This is a genomic window from Cyanobacterium sp. T60_A2020_053 (assembly GCA_015272165.1).
GTDB lineage: Bacteria > Cyanobacteriota > Cyanobacteriia > Cyanobacteriales > Cyanobacteriaceae > Cyanobacterium.
The window spans coordinates 1-17838 of record JACYMF010000112.1 but is presented as its reverse complement, the minus strand read 5'-3'; the positions used below and the strand labels follow the sequence as shown (position 1 = coordinate 17838).

The 17838-nt window shown below is 37.9% G+C and carries 18 protein-coding genes; 7 read left to right on the top strand and 11 right to left on the bottom strand.

Annotation, left to right across the window (positions count from 1 at the left end; all coding sequences use genetic code 11):
* Positions 1 to 195: 195 nt before the first annotated feature.
* Positions 196 to 507, top strand: a complete 312-nt coding sequence (locus IGQ45_14810) for a hypothetical protein (GenBank protein MBF2058441.1) — start codon at positions 196 to 198, stop codon at positions 505 to 507.
* 96 nt (positions 508 to 603) lie between these two features.
* Here the strand turns inward: IGQ45_14810 and IGQ45_14805 are convergent, their stop codons facing one another.
* Positions 604 to 777 carry a hypothetical protein gene (locus tag IGQ45_14805; protein ID MBF2058440.1) on the bottom strand — a complete coding sequence of 58 codons (174 nt, stop codon included), beginning with the start codon at positions 775 to 777 and terminating at the stop codon, positions 604 to 606.
* Positions 778 to 1049: 272 nt separating this feature from the next.
* Here IGQ45_14805 and IGQ45_14800 point away from each other — a divergent pair, with 272 nt between their 5' ends.
* The 4 genes from IGQ45_14800 to IGQ45_14785 all read left to right on the top strand — a co-directional run bounded on the left by IGQ45_14800 (position 1050) and on the right by IGQ45_14785 (position 5064).
* Positions 1050 to 1613 carry a Uma2 family endonuclease gene (locus tag IGQ45_14800; protein MBF2058439.1) on the top strand — a complete coding sequence of 188 codons (564 nt, stop codon included), beginning with the start codon at positions 1050 to 1052 and terminating at the stop codon, positions 1611 to 1613.
* 106 nt (positions 1614 to 1719) lie between these two features.
* Positions 1720 to 3144, top strand: coding sequence for a type I glutamate--ammonia ligase (gene glnA, locus IGQ45_14795; protein MBF2058438.1), 1425 nt, complete (start codon positions 1720 to 1722; stop codon positions 3142 to 3144).
* Positions 3145 to 3382: 238 nt separating this feature from the next.
* Positions 3383 to 3952 (top strand): DUF3611 family protein, encoded by a 570-nt coding sequence (locus IGQ45_14790; protein MBF2058437.1) that lies wholly within the window; start codon positions 3383 to 3385, stop codon positions 3950 to 3952.
* Between the two features lie 293 nt (positions 3953 to 4245).
* Positions 4246 to 5064, top strand: coding sequence for a class I SAM-dependent methyltransferase (locus IGQ45_14785; protein ID MBF2058436.1), 819 nt, complete (start codon positions 4246 to 4248; stop codon positions 5062 to 5064).
* A gap of 422 nt (positions 5065 to 5486) precedes the next feature.
* On the opposite strand, the gene IGQ45_14780 is transcribed toward IGQ45_14785, so the two are convergent.
* The 9 genes from IGQ45_14780 to secA form a co-directional block, all read right to left on the bottom strand.
* Positions 5487 to 5789 carry an RNA-binding protein gene (locus IGQ45_14780; GenBank protein ID MBF2058435.1) on the bottom strand — a complete coding sequence of 101 codons (303 nt, stop codon included), beginning with the start codon at positions 5787 to 5789 and terminating at the stop codon, positions 5487 to 5489.
* Positions 5790 to 6216: 427 nt separating this feature from the next.
* Entirely contained in the window at positions 6217 to 6657 is a 441-nt protein-coding gene (locus tag IGQ45_14775) for a DUF2996 domain-containing protein (protein ID MBF2058434.1), read from the bottom strand.
* A 312-nt stretch (positions 6658 to 6969) separates the two neighbouring features.
* A complete protein-coding gene (locus tag IGQ45_14770) occupies positions 6970 to 9114 on the bottom strand; it encodes a transglycosylase SLT domain-containing protein (protein ID MBF2058433.1) in 2145 nt (714 codons plus the stop codon).
* Between the two features lie 3 nt (positions 9115 to 9117).
* Complete coding sequence (locus IGQ45_14765; protein MBF2058432.1) at positions 9118 to 9960, bottom strand: ABC transporter ATP-binding protein; 843 nt, start codon at positions 9958 to 9960, stop codon at positions 9118 to 9120.
* Positions 9961 to 10177: 217 nt separating this feature from the next.
* A complete protein-coding gene (locus tag IGQ45_14760) occupies positions 10178 to 10579 on the bottom strand; it encodes a hypothetical protein (protein MBF2058431.1) in 402 nt (133 codons plus the stop codon).
* 219 nt (positions 10580 to 10798) lie between these two features.
* Positions 10799 to 11629: an ABC transporter permease gene (locus tag IGQ45_14755; protein ID MBF2058430.1), complete on the bottom strand. Its 831-nt coding sequence runs from the start codon at positions 11627 to 11629 to the stop codon at positions 10799 to 10801.
* A 335-nt stretch (positions 11630 to 11964) separates the two neighbouring features.
* On the bottom strand, positions 11965 to 12096 hold the full coding sequence (psbN, locus tag IGQ45_14750; protein MBF2058429.1) for a photosystem II reaction center protein PsbN: 132 nt from the start codon (positions 12094 to 12096) through the stop codon (positions 11965 to 11967).
* Between the two features lie 39 nt (positions 12097 to 12135).
* On the bottom strand, positions 12136 to 12720 hold the full coding sequence (locus IGQ45_14745; protein MBF2058428.1) for a phycobiliprotein lyase: 585 nt from the start codon (positions 12718 to 12720) through the stop codon (positions 12136 to 12138).
* Positions 12721 to 12946: 226 nt separating this feature from the next.
* Positions 12947 to 15766: a preprotein translocase subunit SecA gene (secA, locus tag IGQ45_14740; protein ID MBF2058427.1), complete on the bottom strand. Its 2820-nt coding sequence runs from the start codon at positions 15764 to 15766 to the stop codon at positions 12947 to 12949.
* A gap of 415 nt (positions 15767 to 16181) precedes the next feature.
* Between secA and IGQ45_14735 the strand changes: the two genes are divergently transcribed.
* Positions 16182 to 16433 (top strand): DUF433 domain-containing protein, encoded by a 252-nt coding sequence (locus IGQ45_14735; GenBank protein ID MBF2058426.1) that lies wholly within the window; start codon positions 16182 to 16184, stop codon positions 16431 to 16433.
* Positions 16430 to 16858 carry a DUF5615 family PIN-like protein gene (locus IGQ45_14730; protein MBF2058425.1) on the top strand — a complete coding sequence of 143 codons (429 nt, stop codon included), beginning with the start codon at positions 16430 to 16432 and terminating at the stop codon, positions 16856 to 16858. Before IGQ45_14735 ends, IGQ45_14730 begins: the two co-directional genes overlap by 4 nt.
* A 23-nt stretch (positions 16859 to 16881) precedes the next feature.
* Here the strand turns inward: IGQ45_14730 and IGQ45_14725 are convergent, their stop codons facing one another.
* Positions 16882 to 17691, bottom strand: a complete 810-nt coding sequence (locus IGQ45_14725; protein MBF2058424.1) for a uroporphyrinogen-III synthase — start codon at positions 17689 to 17691, stop codon at positions 16882 to 16884.
* Between the last annotated feature and the right edge of the window lie 147 nt (positions 17692 to 17838).

Genomic DNA, 17838 nt, shown 5'->3' with positions numbered 1-17838 from the left:
CACCTCATATTCAATAATAAATGTTAGCTTAAACTAACCTATTATGACAGTCTTTAATTTTTGATTGTAACAGATTATGCTTGAGTATTATTACTTATTTTTATCTTTATTATTAACTTTAATAAAGATAATGGTTGAGAGCAAAAAAGTTTTGATAACTTAAAAAAAGCAATAATTAGAAATAAGGTAACAATGATCAAGCATTTTTCGGAAGATTGGATTAGGGAATGGTGTTATGAAAATGGATGGACAGATTTATTTCTTGATCGTAGAGATTATTGGGCATTTCCCCCTAATGCTGTGATGCCTTTACCTATACCCAGAGAAACTCTTTTACAAATTAAAGCGAAAAAAGGATTTTGTCACGAAGAGAAAATTTGGTTAGCCATAGCACTACTTATTATGATGGTAGCTGGAGTTTCTACTTATATTTTCAGTTGTCCGATGCCTTTGGTGGGCGCTTTTGCTTTGTGTGCGCTGGTAGTCGCAAATTTTGATTTAGATTAAATAATTCTTAGATATTTTAATTAGGGCTTATTTTCTTTTCAAAAAAATAATAATAATCAATATAAAAAATATTATTAAGCCCTAAAATAAATCACGTTAAATTAAATCAGCTTGATAACAAAGAACTGCACAAAGTGCAGAAATAATAGTAATGGCTGTAGCAATTAACGGATTTTGCCCTTGGGTAACAGCAAAAGATGTAATAATTCCAGCGCCCACCGCCGCAGTTAAACCAGCAGTTAATAAGTCCTTTCCTTCTTGATTATTCATTCTTGTTTATTTAGTTTTTTTATTATTAGTAATTAAGATAACACTCTATTTTAATAATGAGAAATATTCGTCAAGAAGATTAATATTTTGCGATATTTCTTTACAATAAAAACACTGCTTTCATCGTGAAGATTATAAATTACTGCAGTGATATTGAGTTAGCTATGGCAATTATTTGGTCACAAGAGAAAAAAGAGAATAATCAAATCGTGGCGAAGTAAATGATTTTTTCTATAATGACTTTAGAATCAATACTTGAAACAATAGAATATATGGTCACTCTTATTGAAAGAAAAATAGCCAGTTTAGAGGAATTTCTGCAAACTCCAGAAACTAAACCAGCACAAGAATTTTTTGATAATAAAATTACTACTAAACCGATGCCCCAAGGAAAACATAGTATTATTCAAGCAGAATTAACCACAACCCTTAATTCCTTTCTCAAGCCCAAAAAAATTGGTTTTGCTTTTCCTGAATTAAGATGCACTTTTGGGGGTAAATCCATCGTGCCAGATATTGTAGTATTGACTTATGAGCATATTCCCAAAGATGAAAATGGAGATATTGCTAATATAGTTAGTAGCGCCCCTGATTGGATGATTGAAATTCTTTCTCCTGCACAAAGTCAGAGTTTAATTATCAAAAAAATATTACATTGTCTTGACAGTGGCTGTGAATTAGCTTGGATTATCGATGGTGAACAAAAAACTATATTTGCCTACTCCCCTGAAAAAGTTAAGGCTTTTGATAGTGATAGTGATGTGTTGCCCGTGCCTAACTTCATGTCAGATTTTCAGTTAACTTTAGGAGATATTTTTGGTTGGTTAAATTTTTAGGAATAGAAGTAAAAGTATCAAAAGTTACAAAACAAAGTTAACGGTATCTTTAGGATAGAACTTTTGAAAAGAAAATTTCATAAAAAACGATTAGGAGAAATGATTAATGGCTAAAACTCCACAAGATGTCTTGCAAATGATCAAGGACAATGGCATTAAAATGATTGACCTCAAGTTTATCGATTTACCCGGTACTTGGCAACATTGCACATTTTATTATAATCAAATTGACGAAAATTCTTTTATTGAGGGTGTACCTTTTGACGGCTCTAGTATTCGTGGTTGGAAAGCCATTAATGATTCCGATATGGCAATGGTTCCCGAGCCGAATACTGCTTGGATTGATCCTTTCTATGCTGAACCGACTTTAAGCATGATTTGTAGTATCAAAGAACCACGCACGGGGGAGTGGTATTCCCGTTGTCCTCGTAGTATCGCTCAAAAGGCTTTAGATTATCTTGATAGTTGTAATATTGGTGATACTGCTTATTTTGGACCTGAAGCTGAGTTTTTTGTTTTCGATGATGTACGTTTTGATCAACAAGAAAATAAAAGTTACTACTATGTGGATAGCGTTGAAGGGCGCTGGAACACTGGTAGGGAAGAAGAAGGCGGTAATTTAGGGTATAAACCGGGTTACAAACAAGGTTATTTTCCCGTAGCGCCCACCGATACCATGCAGGATATGCGCACGGAAATGCTATTAACTATGGCTGAATGCGGTGTACCCATTGAGAAACATCACCATGAAGTGGCTACGGGTGGACAAAATGAGTTAGGTTTCCGTTTTGCTACTTTGATCAAGGCGGCGGATTATTTGATGACCTATAAATATGTAATCAAAAATGTCGCCAAAAAATACGGCAAAACTGCCACCTTCATGCCTAAACCTCTCTTTAACGATAATGGTTCAGGGATGCACACTCACCAATCCATTTGGAAAGATGGCAAGCCTCTCTTTTACGAAAAGGGTGGCTACGCTGATTTAAGCCCCATGGCATTACACTATATCGGTGGTATTCTCAAACACGCTCCAGCGCTCCTCGCCTTTACCAATCCTACCACCAACTCTTATAAGCGCCTTGTACCTGGTTTTGAAGCGCCCGTCAACCTCGCCTATTCTCAAGGTAATCGCTCTGCATCCATTCGTATTCCCTTATCTGGGGACAACCCCAAAGCAAAACGCATGGAGTTTCGTTGTCCAGATGCCACCAGTAATCCTTACCTTGCTTTTGCTGCCATGTTGTGCGCTGGTATCGATGGTATTAAGAATGAAATCGATCCGGGACAACCTTTAGATGTGGATATTTACGATTTATCCCCCCAAGAATTGAGTAAAATTCCTTCTACTCCTGCTTCTTTGGAGGGCGCTTTAGCCGCCTTAGAAAAAGATAGCAAATTTCTAACAGATACTGGTGTATTTAGTCAAGAGTTTATCGAAAACTGGATACAGTATAAGTTAGATAATGAAGTTAATCCCATGCGTCTTCGTCCTCATCCTTATGAGTTTGCTTTATACTACGATGTTTAAGGCTCTCGTTTTAGTCTTTTGTTTCAAAAATTAGGTTGAGTTGAGGTAACTGAATTCAATGGTTAAATTGCGTTTTTGTGTCTCGCAGAGGCGCAAAGGCGCAAAGATATTTTTAAACAACACAAAGTGAAATTTAAGAGATTGAAAGTTATATCTGAATTGTTTTTCTCGTTGGGGTAAAATCTTTAGTCGTGTTAATATAGATTTGGACTTTTAAGCATCCAAATCATTACCATCCATGAGCAACAATACAGAGTTAAGTCAACCATTACCGCCCGTAGTACAAAAAGTTTCTTCTAATCTACAAAGATGGGGATTTTGGGGATTTTGGACACAACTGGTACTAGGTATTATCTCGACTGTAACTCTCTTATTTTCTACTCCTGCTTTATTTGAAACAGATGCAAGATTAGAGGGCATAAGATTTGGTATTTTTTGTGCTTTCGTGGGCATTATTTTATTGATTGGAGCGTTAGTTACTGCTTTTCGCTACGGCAGAATCGGGCGCAAGGTTCAAAATCGAGACCCAGCCATGCGCCCAAAAAAATCTGATACTTTACAATTAATCAGAATTGGATTAGTGCTTAATTTGGTGGGAATGTTATTCGCTATCCTTGGGGCAGAGGCGCTGGTGGGTATTACCCTTGCTAAACTTTTAACTCTTTCTCCTCAGTTAATTGGTCCTAATACTCAGCAATATGTTAATTCTCTTGATATGTTAATTATTCAGGCGAATACTAATACCATTGCTGCTCATTTTTCAGGTATTGTTACTTCCTTAATTTTACTGAATCGAATTAATAGTTAAGTCAAAGTTAAAAGGGTAAAATTAGATTTAAAGATTTCTTGAACTACGATGGAATTGATTTACGTCTGAGAAGAATATGATTTACACTCTCTAGTTTTAAAATAAGACATTAAGGGTTGTTTTGATTGCTGTCTCACCACCCCAGCTAATCTTACTCAAACCATCTTAATCCTTAATTTGATCTTAACGAAAGTGGATTTATTGATCTGAATCCTATTGAGAAAATGCAAAGTAATCCGACAATGGATAATTAATTCTTACTCCCTTCCAAGTTAAATAACACAAAAAAACCCATGACTATAGAAAAACCGAAACCCATAGCGCCCCTCGCCATTTTAGTGGAAAAATTAGAGGGAATATTAGAAACTGTCAAGAATACTGAGGAATCCTCTCAATTAAAAGTAGATTTAGAAGAGGTATATCAATTGGCATCAGGATTAAACCCCTATTTGAGTGAAGTATCCAGCCCCCAATCCCAAGCCTTAGCTAACCTAGCAGAAAAAACAGCGCAGACAGATTGGACAAAACTATATCAAGAGGGCTTAACTGCTTTTAAATTAGAACAGGAAATGCTTTCAGGACATATTGAAGGGCAAATGTTACAAATTTTTGTGAAGATGACGGGCGCTAGAAACGTGCTTGAAATAGGAATGTTTACCGGTTATTCGGCTTTAGCTATTGCTGAAGCCTTACCCAATGATGGACAAGTTATCGCCTGTGAAATTGATAATTATGTCGCTAAATTTGCCCAAGACTGTTTTAAAGAGTCTCCATCTGGTCATAAAATCACTGTCAAAGTGGCTCCAGCTCTCGATACAATGACGAAACTCGCAGAGGATGGCAAAAATTTCGATTTAGTATTTATTGATGCCAATAAGAAAGAATATCAAGATTATTTTCGCTTATTATTAAACAAAAATTTAGTCCATAGCGGTAGTGTCATTGTGGTGGATAACACCTTATATCAAGGACAAGCGTATTTACCAGAATCTCAGCGTACAGCAAATGGTCAAGCTATTCATCACTTTAATCAAATGGTAGCAGAAGAAGGGCGAGTACAAAAGGTATTATTACCTCTGCGCGATGGTTTAACCATTATTCGAGTCAATTAACTGACGTTACGCACTGATTCAAATGTTAAGTTAAGGGAGGTTTCAGGTTGCAGGTTTCAGCGTTAAAACCCTTTCCTCTATAGACTTTTGTACAACAAAAAGATCAATAAACATAAGTTTCTTGTCAATTCTTTAACCTAACACCGCGACACCAACAATTAATTCTATTTTTGCGTAATATCAGTCAATTAATTTTGCACGATAACTTATTAGAGAGTTGAAACATTTTTTAGACATCAAGAATATTTTTATGCAACAGATTCTATTTTCCCAGAGGTGTCACCTTTACACTCTTTTATTTTCAATCTTTTCAGGTTCTTTATCGCCCCCACCGAAAAAAAAAGCCAATAAAGTCAATGTCTATGAAAAAAGGGACATAGCATCATGCTACATCCCTGATTCTGATTAATGTGAAAAGCTAATTAGCGAGTGCGAGAAAAACGGTTTCCTCTGCTGTTGCCACCGCCAAAAGAGTTGTTGTTTTCACGGGGTTTAGCTTTATTTACCTTCATGTCACGTCCCATCCATTCTGCACCATCTAAGGCTTCGATGGCTGCATTTTCTTCTGCATCAGTATCCATTTCCACAAAACCAAAACCACGCATGCGTCCAGTTTCTCTGTCAGTGGGTAAGTATACTCTTTTCACTGATCCAAAATCAGCGAAGGCAGAAGTTAAATGTGCTTCTGTAACGTCATAGGATAAGTTGCCTACATAAATTGACATAATCTAGTCTCCTTGTTTTATTTATTTTGCAATGATTCGTAACTCGGAGAAAAGACTGCCAATGGAAAACTCGAAAAATTCGTGAATGTCTTAAACAAAATCTTGAAACCGATACTTTATTTCATCAATTATTACTATAGCACATTTATTCTTAGTTTAGTTGGAGGGCGCTTTTTTTGATGGGTTAGTGAGAAGGGGAAGCAGAGGAAGAAAGGGAAGCAGAGGGAGAAAGGGAGAATATTAATTATTAGACATCTCCAACAATTAGAATTTTTGCACGGTGAAGCAGGCATCTTGCCTGTGTGTCTGGAGAAGTCAATCATTATCAATTTGTCTTCACTATCCCACTTTTTCAGCAGACTCTAGCTAGATTCGGGCTAGAAGCCCGATATTACGAGAAGAAGGGGTTTAAACCCCTTGCTCATTTCTAATTCATGGTTAACCACTTCTGCCCGTTGAGGCGCTGTAAGGTATATAACACCATTAAGTCAAGGTTAACTCGTCTTTCGTCAATCATAAATGATTCTAATGTACTAGGTTTTTGACTATTTACTGTACAACTAAAAGCCTTTTGCCCACTAATATCTTCATCTAAAAAATAAATGGCAAAACTGCGCGCGCCCCAAGCGCCCACCACCTGCCAACATTCCGGGTTATTTTCTAAGCCCAAGACGGGAATCTTGCCTTTTTTGAGGGCGATGTCGATGTCAGCAATACCTTGGTTTGCAAAGGCAGTTTTTAGGGATGGGGTAAAATCTTGTTCGATAAATTCAGTAAATGGTTTATCTTCTAATGCCGGTGGTTTAGCTTTTTTTGCTGGTGTTTTGGCGGAGGGCGCTGGGTTATTATTTTGGGTTTCTTCGCTCATAATTTTAATATTTAATTATTTCTCAGTTTATTTTAACCTCAGTTCGATGCAATAGTACCTGATAAGGGCAGGTTTCAGGTTGCGGGTTTCAGGTGTAATTTTCAGACGATGATATAATTCGAGGAAAAAATTGAACCTAAAAAATCAATTAAGATATATTTTTTGTCAATTCTTTCACCTAATACCTAACACCTGACACCCTTACAGTACAGAAAATTTTATCTCGAACTCAGCTTTATTTTAAAACGAAAACTCCCAATTAAGTAGGAATTATGAATTATGAAGTTTTGATACTTATCATCGATGCGTAAATTATCCATTATCCTTGTAAAGATTGACATAATTCCAATAATTGCCGAATACTGTCTCTACATAATTTTTAGTTTCAGGAAAAGGAATATTTTCCACAAACTGATCAAAATCAGAAATATCATACTCTTGTAACCAACTAGAAATATTACCCGGACCTGCATTATAACTAGCAATGGCTAACATGGAGTTATTGTCATAGGTGCGATGGGTATAATCTAAATACCATGTACCTAAATTAATACTATCATCAGGGTCTGTTAAAGAATAATCCGCCAAGCCGATTTGTGGTGCAATCCATTCCCCCGTGTCTGGCATTACCTGCATCAAACCCGTAGCGCCCACCGGCGACTTAATTAACGGTTGAAATCTTGACTCTTGACGTATCAATGCGGTTACTAAAAATGGGTTTAATTTTCTTTCCGTTGACCACTTGACAATTTGTTCTTTATATGGTAGGGGAAATAATGCTTGCCAATATTCAGGACTACTACGCAAAATGTGCCATTGGCGCAAGTCATCGGGTTTTTCTCGGTTGCTCAAATTCCAAATCATACTAATGCTTTGCAGATATTTTCCTTCCAGTTGCAATAAGACGGCTTGGGAAAATTGTTCTGTCACCGAAATATTTTCAGGATCGATTATTTCTGCTTGAAATAGGGTTTTGGCGTCTTCATCTTGCCCTAGTAAATAAAGTTCTTTAAACATAGTCGATCCGCCGGGAAGAATGGCGCGCGCCGTCGGAGTTTCGATGGTAAATGAGCGGTTTTTAATGGTAGTAAAATCTCCCACATCTTGACCTAAATTAACGGCTGAACGCCAAGCATAGTAAGAGTGAGGATGTTTTTCTAAGACATATTGAAAGGCTTTTTCTGCTTCTGCCGTTTGTCCTAATCCTCGCGCCCATTTGCCCACCCAAAAAGAGGCTTTGGGGGCAACGCTACTATCAGGATTATTGACGGCAATTTGTTGCGCCCATTGCCATGCGGAAGCGGTATCCCCTCTACTAGCAAAATCGCGCGCGATTTGCCAACGGTAATCACCAGCTTCATCGGAGTTGGAATATTTTTGTAGTAATTCTGATCTAGCGCCCGTCGCCTCATTACCTCTGCCTAAACTATTTAAGAGGACGATTTTTTGACTAAGGGCGGAGGGCGCTTCTGCTGGAAAACGCTCATCCACTTGAGTGAGATAATTAAGGGCTTTTTCCCCACTGACGAGGGTGGCTAAACGTCTTAGCCCTAAACCTGTTTCTGTGGCTTCGGGAAATTGTTTAATTAAATTTTCATAGCCGATAATTGCCTCATTTTTTTTCTCACTCACCTGATAACCTCTGGCAATACGATAGAGATTTTCGGCGGTGGAGGGCGCTTTGACATAACTTTGCGCCCCACTTAAAAATTGCCCTCGGCGCCAATAACTATCGGCAATAATTTGCCACTGAGAAGGGGTTAATTTCTCGGCATATTCACTCACTAAACGATCTCGTATCGGATCACTTTTTGCTGTAATATCATGTTGCACCAACTTTAACATTAAATCCATTTGGTCGGGATTATCTGTCAACAATTCATACATCATGGTTTGGCTGAGGGGATGTTGAGGGAAAGATTCTATGGCAATGCGCCAATAACTTTCGTCATTTTCTCCTAATTTATAATAAGCATTTACTGTTATAGGGGAGGTGGGATATTCAGTAATTAATTTTTGCCAAAATTCTTCCCCTCGGGTTCGATCATTCATCAACTCAAAGGCTCGACCCTGTTTGTAGAGGATGGAGGGCGCTAGTATGGGATACTGTAGCTCTAAATTTTCTAAGTAAGTCCAAGCTAAACCGCCGTCAAAATCTTCGTTAATTAAATCAGAGGCTAATAAATAACGGGCGCGCGCCCTATCTAAGCTAGAATCTGGACGAGAAGCAATTTCTGCTAATTTAGCTCTTCTTTCGGCTGGGGGGTCGGGCGCTAATGCTAATACTTCGGAGGGCGCATCTAAACGGTATTCGGGCGCTTCTTCAAAACGAGGCAAGATCACTTTATCCCAAATTTTACCAAACTGAGGAGTTAAATAAGTTGCTCCAATTACCCCTGATGCCAATAACACCAACGTAGAGAGGGGAAGAATTAAGCGAGATTTTTTGCTATTCATAGACTAAAGTTGATGACCAGTAAGTTTAACGAAAATATCTTCTAAATTAGACGCTCGAATCATAATACCCGTGCGATCTTGAAGATGATTAACATATTCATTAGCATCCTGAAGAGTCGGAAAAAACTCATAATCAATGCGTTCGCCCTTTTGCTTTACCATAATTCCCTGACCATATTTTTCCTTAAACTGCTCCACCGTACCCAATTCAATTAGCTGACCAGCATCAATAATACCAACTCTCTGACACAAAAACTCCACTTCTTCCATATAATGAGTAGTTAATAAAATTGTCATGCCTTGACGGTTTAAATCTTTGATAATTTCCCACAAACGACGACGAGTTTGAGGGTCTAATCCTACGGTAGGTTCATCTAAAAATAACACTTGTGGATTATGTAATAGCGCCCGTGCAATTTGTAAACGTCTTTTCATGCCCCCTGATAACGTCTTGACTAAATCACGGCGCCGATCTGACAACTCCACATATTCTAACCAACGATTGATTAATTCTTGTCTTTCTGGGTTAGGAATATGGTGCATTCTGCCATGAAATTCCAAATTTTCCCATACCGTCAACTCCCCATCTACGCTAGTTTGTTGTAAGACTACCCCAATACTGCGTTTAACTTGTTCGGGATTTTTGCTCACATCATACCCAGCCACTTCAATAATACCACTACTAGCACTAGCGAGAGTTATTAACATTTTAATAGTTGTGGATTTTCCTGCACCATTTGGTCCTAATAAACCGAATATTTCCCCTGATTTAATCTCAAAGGAAAGGTCATTTACTACTGGAATTTGATTGTAAATTTTGCTAACGTTTTTTAATATAACTGCCATATTTAATTAGGGTTTGATGAAAAAGTATTTTGGTGAGGGGATATAGAATTTAGAATGTAGAATGTAGAATTTAGAATTTTTGATTGGAATGAAAAAAATACAGTATTTTTAGAGAAAAAAGTTAATTAAACCACAAGATTATAGACACTACACTAGGATAGTAAAACCTCATAATTGTCCATGGTCAATTGTCAATTTGCTCTCACGACTGCCTTTCTTATAATAAAAAATCGGTGAGAATTTCGTCTGGTTCATCTTCAATCTCATCATAATCCTGACTAAATTGAACAGGAGCAAGACTTCTATTGATTTGCAGTGAGGCAACTAATTTTTCTAAAATACTTAAACGATTAACTATTTTTTCAATTTGTTGATCTTTATTTTCCAATACTTTATTTTCCAATACTTTCAAGCGCCCTTCAACGGCTTTATTTTTTTGTAGTATTTCTTCTATTTTTAGTGGTTCAATATCAATGGTTAAATATTGCCCAATAATATCCGTTACTAGCTCTTCTATATTTTGCTCTTTTTGTAAGGCAATTTTATCCAATTTTTCTAACCATTCATCAGGAAGATTTAGAGATAAATTAGCTACTTGAAAATTAAAATTATTACTCATTTAATATGGCTTTTTTACTTTTTACTTAGGGTCTGCTGAATAAATCATAACGCTTGTCAAATAAAGGTTTAAAGTCTATTATACATAACAAAAAGTGTCATAAATTGACTTTTTTCTCTAAAAATACTGTATTTTTTTCATCCCAGTCAAAAATTCTAAATTCTACATTCTACATTCTAAATTCCACATCCCCTCACCAAAATACTTTTTCAGCACCACCTACTTATTTCTTGTCAATCCCTCTCCTAATAAAGATAAACCTGTCACCATTAATGTCATGGTAAAACCGGGAAAAAATGCTGTCCACCAAATCCCTGTGGGTAATCCATCCAAGGCTAGGCGCAAATCATAACCCCATTCTGGCACATTATCGGGCAAACCGAGACCTAAAAAGCCTAAACCTCCCAAGATTAGAATAGCATCAGCAGTGTTGAGAGTAAATAAAACGGGGATACTTTGAACGACATTAAAAAAAATATATTTGCTTAAAATGCGCCCTTCACCAGCGCCCGTCGCCGTGGCAGCCTCTACAAATAATTCATTTTTCACACTGGTAGTTTGATTGCGCACCACTCGATAATATTGGGGAATATAAGAAATAGATAAAGCGATGGAAGCGTTTAAAATGCCTCTACCCACCACAAAAGCTAAAGTTATGGATAATAATAAACCGGGTAAAGTGTAAATTGTATCCATGATAAATAACAAAAACTTGTCTAAATTTCCCCCAAAATAACCGCTAACTAATCCTAAAGGCACACCAATAATTAAACTTAAACTGGTGGCTAAAATTACTACTTTAAAAGCTGTTTGAGTGCCAAAAATAGTGCGACTAAATACATCATAACCTTGTCCTGTAGTTCCCCACCAATATTGACTATCGGGCGCTTGGTGAATAGGGTTAGCAAGAGATTCGAGGGGGTCTTTTATTACTCCGATATGTTGCCAAAAGTTAGCAGATAAGGCAATAATAAGGAAAAATAAGGTTATGATAATTCCTGTATAAAATAAATAAGTTGATAAGTCAAAATCATGATTTTTTTTAAGCATTTTATCCGAGAATAACTGACAATGGACAATGAATAACAGTAATTTACCCACCGTGTAATGAATTACACGGCTAACGAGACCACGTTCAATAAATTGAACTAAGATATTGATATTACTAATTTGTAAGTAATCAACGGACTTAATATAATCTGTCTTAAACTTTATCAATTACAAAGGTCTTCATTTACTTGAAAGACACTTCGGATTATCACAAAGATTATCTTTGCGTCTTAGCGCCTTTGCGAGAAACAAAAAACGTGATTTGCTCATCTGAAATGCGCTGTAATGTTGCTGATTGATTCAGCAAAACTTAATTATCCATGGTCAATTATTTATTAGTCTTCGTGATCATCAAAAGGATCGCTAAGTTCAGCGGAAGGAGGTCCGAAAGCGAGATAAATGGAGTATCCTGTTAAGACGACAAGGGCAATAGCGACGCTAAAACCAATTAAAGTTGCTGTATCCATAGATAATGTTAAATTAATTTCAATAATATATTTTCTATTCTACCACCCTGTAATGGCAGGGGTATCCAATAATAATTCTTTACTGGTGGGGGTGGAGGGCGCTGGTTTTTCCCTCGTTTCAATGCAAAAAGTAGCGGTATTAAAACCGCCAAATCTTTGTACTGTGCTGGTTCTGAGTCTTACGTCTTCATTCACAAACCAAAAACGCTCATAAATAGTCATGGTTTCGTATTCAGTGGTTAAAATTAAAGCGTCTTCATCATCCAAGTAATATTCCCCTGCTACGGGGACAATTTCAGCGTAGCCTCTCTCTCTCAATAACTTACCTTGACGGGGGTTATCCGCTTCGGGAATGAGGGCAAAAACCGTTTCCCCTTGATGATTTTCGTCTTCTTTATCCCATGCCATAGCGCCCTCCCAACTGACAAAAGAACCACCTACGGATAATTCTGGATCAAATTGGTGCATATCACAGATTTCAGCAATTTTGGCATCGTTTTTATCAAGATTTTTTACCTTAATTTCTGATTCGCCACTTTCTGCACGACGAAAAGGGAGATGGTGTGTCGTGCGCTGGGATTTCCACTCTCCGGCGCTTTGTTGAAAAAATTTTAATCCGTCCATTTTTATTCAGTTGATATTGTTTTATTTTATTTTATAGTCATTTAGGTGCAAGAATGCCTGATAAGGGCAGGTTTCAGGTTTCAGGTTGCAGGTGTAATTTTCAGACGATGATATGATTCGAGAAAAAAATTTAACCGAAAAAATCAATTAAGATATATTTTTTGTCAATTCTTTCACCTAATACCTAACACCTGATACCTGACACCTTTATTTAACCTTTGCCCTTTTAAACTGCTTGGGGTTGTGCTTGGGGTTGAAATTGAAAGAGATTGTACACCACATTACGGCGAATATCGATCATCAATTCCAAAAACATCTCATAACCTTCCTGCTTATATTCAACTAGAGGGTCTTTTTGCCCATAACCCCGCAATCCCACTGCTTCGCGCAAACCATCCATATTTTGTAAATGTTCACGCCACAACATATCGATTTGTTGCAAAATGAAAAATCTTTCCACTTGACGCATTAAACCGGGTTGCATTTGTTCGATTTGATGTTCTTTTAAATCATAAGCCTTGTGGACTTCTTCTCGTAAAAAGGCTTTCATCTCCGATGCCGTCATATCTTCCAAATCCTTGACAGTAATATCTTGTAAGAGATAAATAAATTCTTTGGCTTTATCGACTAATGCCTCTAAATTCCACTCATCGGGGGGTAAGTCTGGATTGACGTAAGCATCGACAATTTCATCCATAGTTTTTTCAGCATATTGAATAACTTGGTCTTTCAAATCGCGCCCTTCTAACACCCGTCGCCTTTCGGCATAGATGGCGCGCCGTTGATTATTCATCACTTCGTCATACTCAAAAACGCTCTTACGAGCATCATAATAGAAGGTTTCGACCTTTTTCTGAGCGCCCTCCAACGAACGAGTTAACATCCCTGATTCGATGGGCATATCTTCTTCCACTCGAAAAGCATTCATCAACCCAGCCACTCGATCACCGCCGAAAATCCGCAGTAAATTGTCCTCTAAGCTCAAGAAGAAGCGTGTTGAACCCGGATCGCCCTGTCTTCCGGCTCTACCTCTTAATTGGTTGTCTATACGCCGTGATTCGTGTCTTTCTGTACCGATGACGTGTAAACCACCCTTATCGATTACCATATCATGTTCTGTACTGGTGAGGTTTTCGTATTCACGACGAATCATTTGATATACTTCTCTCATTTTTAGGATAACAGGATCGGTGACGGGCGCTTTTTCAGCCGCCACAGCGATCTTTTCCTCAGCATCTAATTCCGAGAGGGTTTGTAAGCCATAGCTATCCACTGCCATTTTAACAACATCTTTCAGCGCCTGTTCTGTTTCGGGGGATAATTCACAAGGGAAAATATCAGAACTAGGTTTCCATGTTTTGCCTTTTTTACCTTTACCGTTACCGCTAAATCCTTGGGGTGAAGGGCGCTTTGCCATGTCAATTCCAGCCACGTTAACCATCAAACTATCATCCTCTGGGCGCACGATTTGAGGCATTAAATATTCTCGAATTTTGAGGCGCGCCATGTAGTCAGAGTTACCGCCAAGAATAATATCTGTACCCCTTCCCGCCATGTTAGTAGCAATAGTTACAGCGCCCTTGCGCCCGGCCTGAGCGACAATTTCTGATTCCCTCTCCACGTTTTCGGGGCGCGCATTGAGGAGATTATGGGGGATTTTTCTTTCTTTTAATAAATGAGATAATAATTCTGATTTCTCTACGCTTGTAGTACCAACTAAGACAGGGCGACCAGTTTCGTGCATTTCAGCGCACTCCTCCGCTACCGCTTTCCATTTAGCCACCTCATTTTTATAGACTACATCGGGTAAATCATGACGATCATTAGGGCGATTGGTGGGGATAATGGTAACTTGGAGGTTATAAACCTTCTCAAATTCCGTTTCCTCTGTTTTTGCCGTGCCTGTCATACCCGATAATTTTTCGTACAGTAGGAAAAAGTTTTGATAGGTTATACTAGCGAGGGTTTGGGTTTCTCGTTGGATTTCTACCCCTTCTTTGGCTTCCATGGCCTGATGCAAACCGTCACTCCATCTTCTCCCTTGTAATACCCTTCCCGTAAACTCATCCACAATCACCACTTCATTATTACGCACGATGTAGTTAACGTCACGGGCAAATAATTCCTTAGCCTTAATAGCGTTGAAGATATAATGCGCCCAAGGGTTTTGTTGATCGTATAAATCCTCAACCCCTAATAATTCCTCAGCTTTGGCAAAACCTTCATCGGTTAATAAGACACTTTTGGCTTTTTCATCCACTTCGTAATGGCCTCCGTCTCCGTCTTCCTTTTGTCTAGTAAGGATTTGAGCGATTTGGGCTGCCTGTTGATATTTTTCCATGGGGCGATCTACCTGCCCAGAAATGATTAACGGGGTGCGCGCTTCGTCCACTAAAATAGAATCCACCTCGTCAATGATAGAGTAGTTGGGAGGGCGCTGGACCACTTCTTCAATGGAAGTCGCCATATTATCCCGTAGGTAATCAAAACCTAACTCACTATTCGTGGCATAAGTTATATCAGCGAGATAATTTTTTCTTCTTTCAGGAGAATCCATACCACTTTGAATCAAACCCACTTCTAAACCTAGAAAGCGGTGAATTTGTCCCATCCATTCCGCATCACGGCGCGCGAGATAGTCGTTAACAGTGACAACATGAACCCCTTTACCAGTTAAACCATTAAGATAAGCTGGTAAAGTAGCCACAAGGGTTTTACCTTCCCCCGTTTTCATCTCGGCAATTTGTCCAGTGTGTAAAACAATTCCTCCTAACATTTGCACGTCATAATGGCGCATTCCTAATACTCTTACCCCTGCTTCTCTGACTAAAGCGAAGGCTTCTGGTAAAATTTCATCAAGTAAATCGTCTCTTTCTTCTTTGTTTTTGGCTTTGGCTAACATTTCCTTGAAAGAGGCTGTTTTTGCCCTCATTTCGTCATCTGTGAGCTTTTGCATATCTTCTTCGAGGATATTAATATCAGCGATGAGGGGTTGTATTTTTTTTAGTTTGCGCGCGTTGGGATCGCCAAATATTTTCTTAAACATACTCTATTTTTATAAGTTCTTCTATATTTCTATATAATTCTTCATCATATCATTTTGCGTGAAAGGCTATTTAGGGTTTGCTGAAAAAGTCCAATCATGAAGGTAAATTGACAATGGTGAGGCGTTACCATCTCAGGGGGGTATGTGCCTAAACTTTTGATAATTGTATTGTATTGTCTAGTATCAAGTTCGTTTGATCACTTATCAATCAATTAAAATAATTTTAGTTCAATTTATTGAACGTGATACTGTTGGTTCCGTGTAATTCATTACACGGTGGGGAAACAGCGAAGATATAATGTGTTTGTAACAGATTATCCGAACTTGATATAATTTATTTAGCAGACTTCAATTAGCTAGAATGAGAAGGTATAGTTTAGCAAAGTAGGATGGAAAAATGGAAAAAACTAAAGTAATGGAAAAAACTAAAGTTATTTTAGAAAGAATCACTTTTAACCCAGAAATCATGGGAGGAAGGGCGTGTATCCGAGGGATGCGCATTACTGTAACCTTAGTCTTAAAATTGTTAGCCAGTGATATGACTATTGAAGAAATTTTAAGAGAATATCCTGATTTAGAATTGGAAGACATACAAGCCTCTTTAAAATATGCTTCATTATTGGCGGATGAAAAAATTTATTATTATGAGGAAGAAAAAGTAGCATGAAATTTCTAGGGGATATGGGCGTTTCTCAAACTGTCATTAATAACCTACGCAATAATGGTTATGATGCTATACATCTTAGAGATCAAAGTTTACAGAAACTGGCAGATAGCGATATTGTCATTAAGGCAAAAGCAGAAAACAGAGTTATTCTAACTTTTGATTTAGATTTCGGTGAATTATTAGCATTTAGCGGTGATACGTTACCCAGTGTGATTATTTTTCGGTTAGAAAAAGCCAATCCTGATTATGTTTTGAGTAAATTAAACCCCATTTTACAAAAACATCAAGATGTTTTGCAAGTTGGGGCAATTATTGTGATCAAAGACAATAGTTATCGTATTAGAAATTTACCGTTTGCTAAAAAAATTAAAATAGGCGAGCTTCAAGGTAAAAAGGTAATTTTTAGGCCTTTTTTAGACTTGTAGTATGATTATTCAGCGCCCTCCACCTATCTTTTCGACACAAAATTTTCCAGCGCCCGCCCCAAACCAGATAACGTATATTCAGACGCTTCCACATCCACTCTTTGGAATAACTCTTGACAAGTTTGAGAAGTTTGTGGTCCAATAGAAGCAAGGGCGACAGATTCTAATAAAGATTGTGCCGTATCAGCGCCCTCCGCCCTTACCAGTAAATCATAAAAATTACCCACTGTTTTAGAACTAGCAAAGGTAATAATATCAACGATACCATTTTCCAGTGCTGATAATACCGTAGAATCAATATCATCAGGACATCCTGACTGATAAGCTGGTACTTCTAGCACCCAAGCCCCTTCTTGAGAGAACTCTTGTACTAATATTTCTCGTCCTCCTGTTTCCACCCTAGGGAATAGCATTTTACATCCTACTAAGGCATCAGGAAAATTTGTCACCATGGCATCTGCCACAAAATCAGGGGGAATAAAATCCGCTTCCACACCATAATTACTCAAAACTTGGGCGGTTTTTTTACCTACCACCGCAATCTTGAGATGTTGTAAATCTTCTTTAGTTTTGCCGTATTTTTCCCACCTCTGCCAAAAATAATTAACGCCATTGGCACTGGTAAGAATTAACCAATCAAAGTTATTTATATCAATAATTGCCTGATCTAACTCTACCCAACTAGAAGGAGGTTTAATCACTAAAGCTGGTAACTCTAAAACAACAGCGCCCTTCGCCTCTAGCAAATGCCGAAACTCCGAAGCAGCGCCCATTGCCCTAGTAATTAAAATAGTTTGTCCAGCTAAGGGATAAGTCATGCGATAATTAGACATTTATTATAAAAAGAAATCAGCCATAGCTATTGTAACCGCTCAGACACCTATAATTAGGGTTTGCTGAAAAAGTATGTTGGTGAGGGGAAGTGTCAGGTTTCAGGTTTCAGGTTTCAGGTTTCAGGTTTCAGGTTTCAGGTTTCAGGT

Coding starts and splice junctions, on each gene's coding strand:
- IGQ45_14805 (MBF2058440.1), bottom strand. CDS start 777: ATGAATAATCAAGAAGGAAAGGACTTATTAACTGCTGGTTTAACTGCG.
- IGQ45_14800 (MBF2058439.1), top strand. CDS start 1,050: ATGGTCACTCTTATTGAAAGAAAAATAGCCAGTTTAGAGGAATTTCTG.
- glnA (MBF2058438.1), top strand. CDS start 1,720: ATGGCTAAAACTCCACAAGATGTCTTGCAAATGATCAAGGACAATGGC.
- IGQ45_14790 (MBF2058437.1), top strand. CDS start 3,383: ATGAGCAACAATACAGAGTTAAGTCAACCATTACCGCCCGTAGTACAA.
- IGQ45_14785 (MBF2058436.1), top strand. CDS start 4,246: ATGACTATAGAAAAACCGAAACCCATAGCGCCCCTCGCCATTTTAGTG.
- IGQ45_14780 (MBF2058435.1), bottom strand. CDS start 5,789: ATGTCAATTTATGTAGGCAACTTATCCTATGACGTTACAGAAGCACAT.
- IGQ45_14775 (MBF2058434.1), bottom strand. CDS start 6,657: ATGAGCGAAGAAACCCAAAATAATAACCCAGCGCCCTCCGCCAAAACA.
- IGQ45_14770 (MBF2058433.1), bottom strand. CDS start 9,114: ATGAATAGCAAAAAATCTCGCTTAATTCTTCCCCTCTCTACGTTGGTG.
- IGQ45_14765 (MBF2058432.1), bottom strand. CDS start 9,960: ATGGCAGTTATATTAAAAAACGTTAGCAAAATTTACAATCAAATTCCA.
- IGQ45_14760 (MBF2058431.1), bottom strand. CDS start 10,579: ATGAGTAATAATTTTAATTTTCAAGTAGCTAATTTATCTCTAAATCTT.
- IGQ45_14755 (MBF2058430.1), bottom strand. CDS start 11,629: ATGCTTAAAAAAAATCATGATTTTGACTTATCAACTTATTTATTTTAT.
- psbN (MBF2058429.1), bottom strand. CDS start 12,096: ATGGATACAGCAACTTTAATTGGTTTTAGCGTCGCTATTGCCCTTGTC.
- IGQ45_14745 (MBF2058428.1), bottom strand. CDS start 12,720: ATGGACGGATTAAAATTTTTTCAACAAAGCGCCGGAGAGTGGAAATCC.
- secA (MBF2058427.1), bottom strand. CDS start 15,766: ATGTTTAAGAAAATATTTGGCGATCCCAACGCGCGCAAACTAAAAAAA.
- IGQ45_14735 (MBF2058426.1), top strand. CDS start 16,182: ATGGAAAAAACTAAAGTTATTTTAGAAAGAATCACTTTTAACCCAGAA.
- IGQ45_14730 (MBF2058425.1), top strand. CDS start 16,430: ATGAAATTTCTAGGGGATATGGGCGTTTCTCAAACTGTCATTAATAAC.
- IGQ45_14725 (MBF2058424.1), bottom strand. CDS start 17,691: ATGTCTAATTATCGCATGACTTATCCCTTAGCTGGACAAACTATTTTA.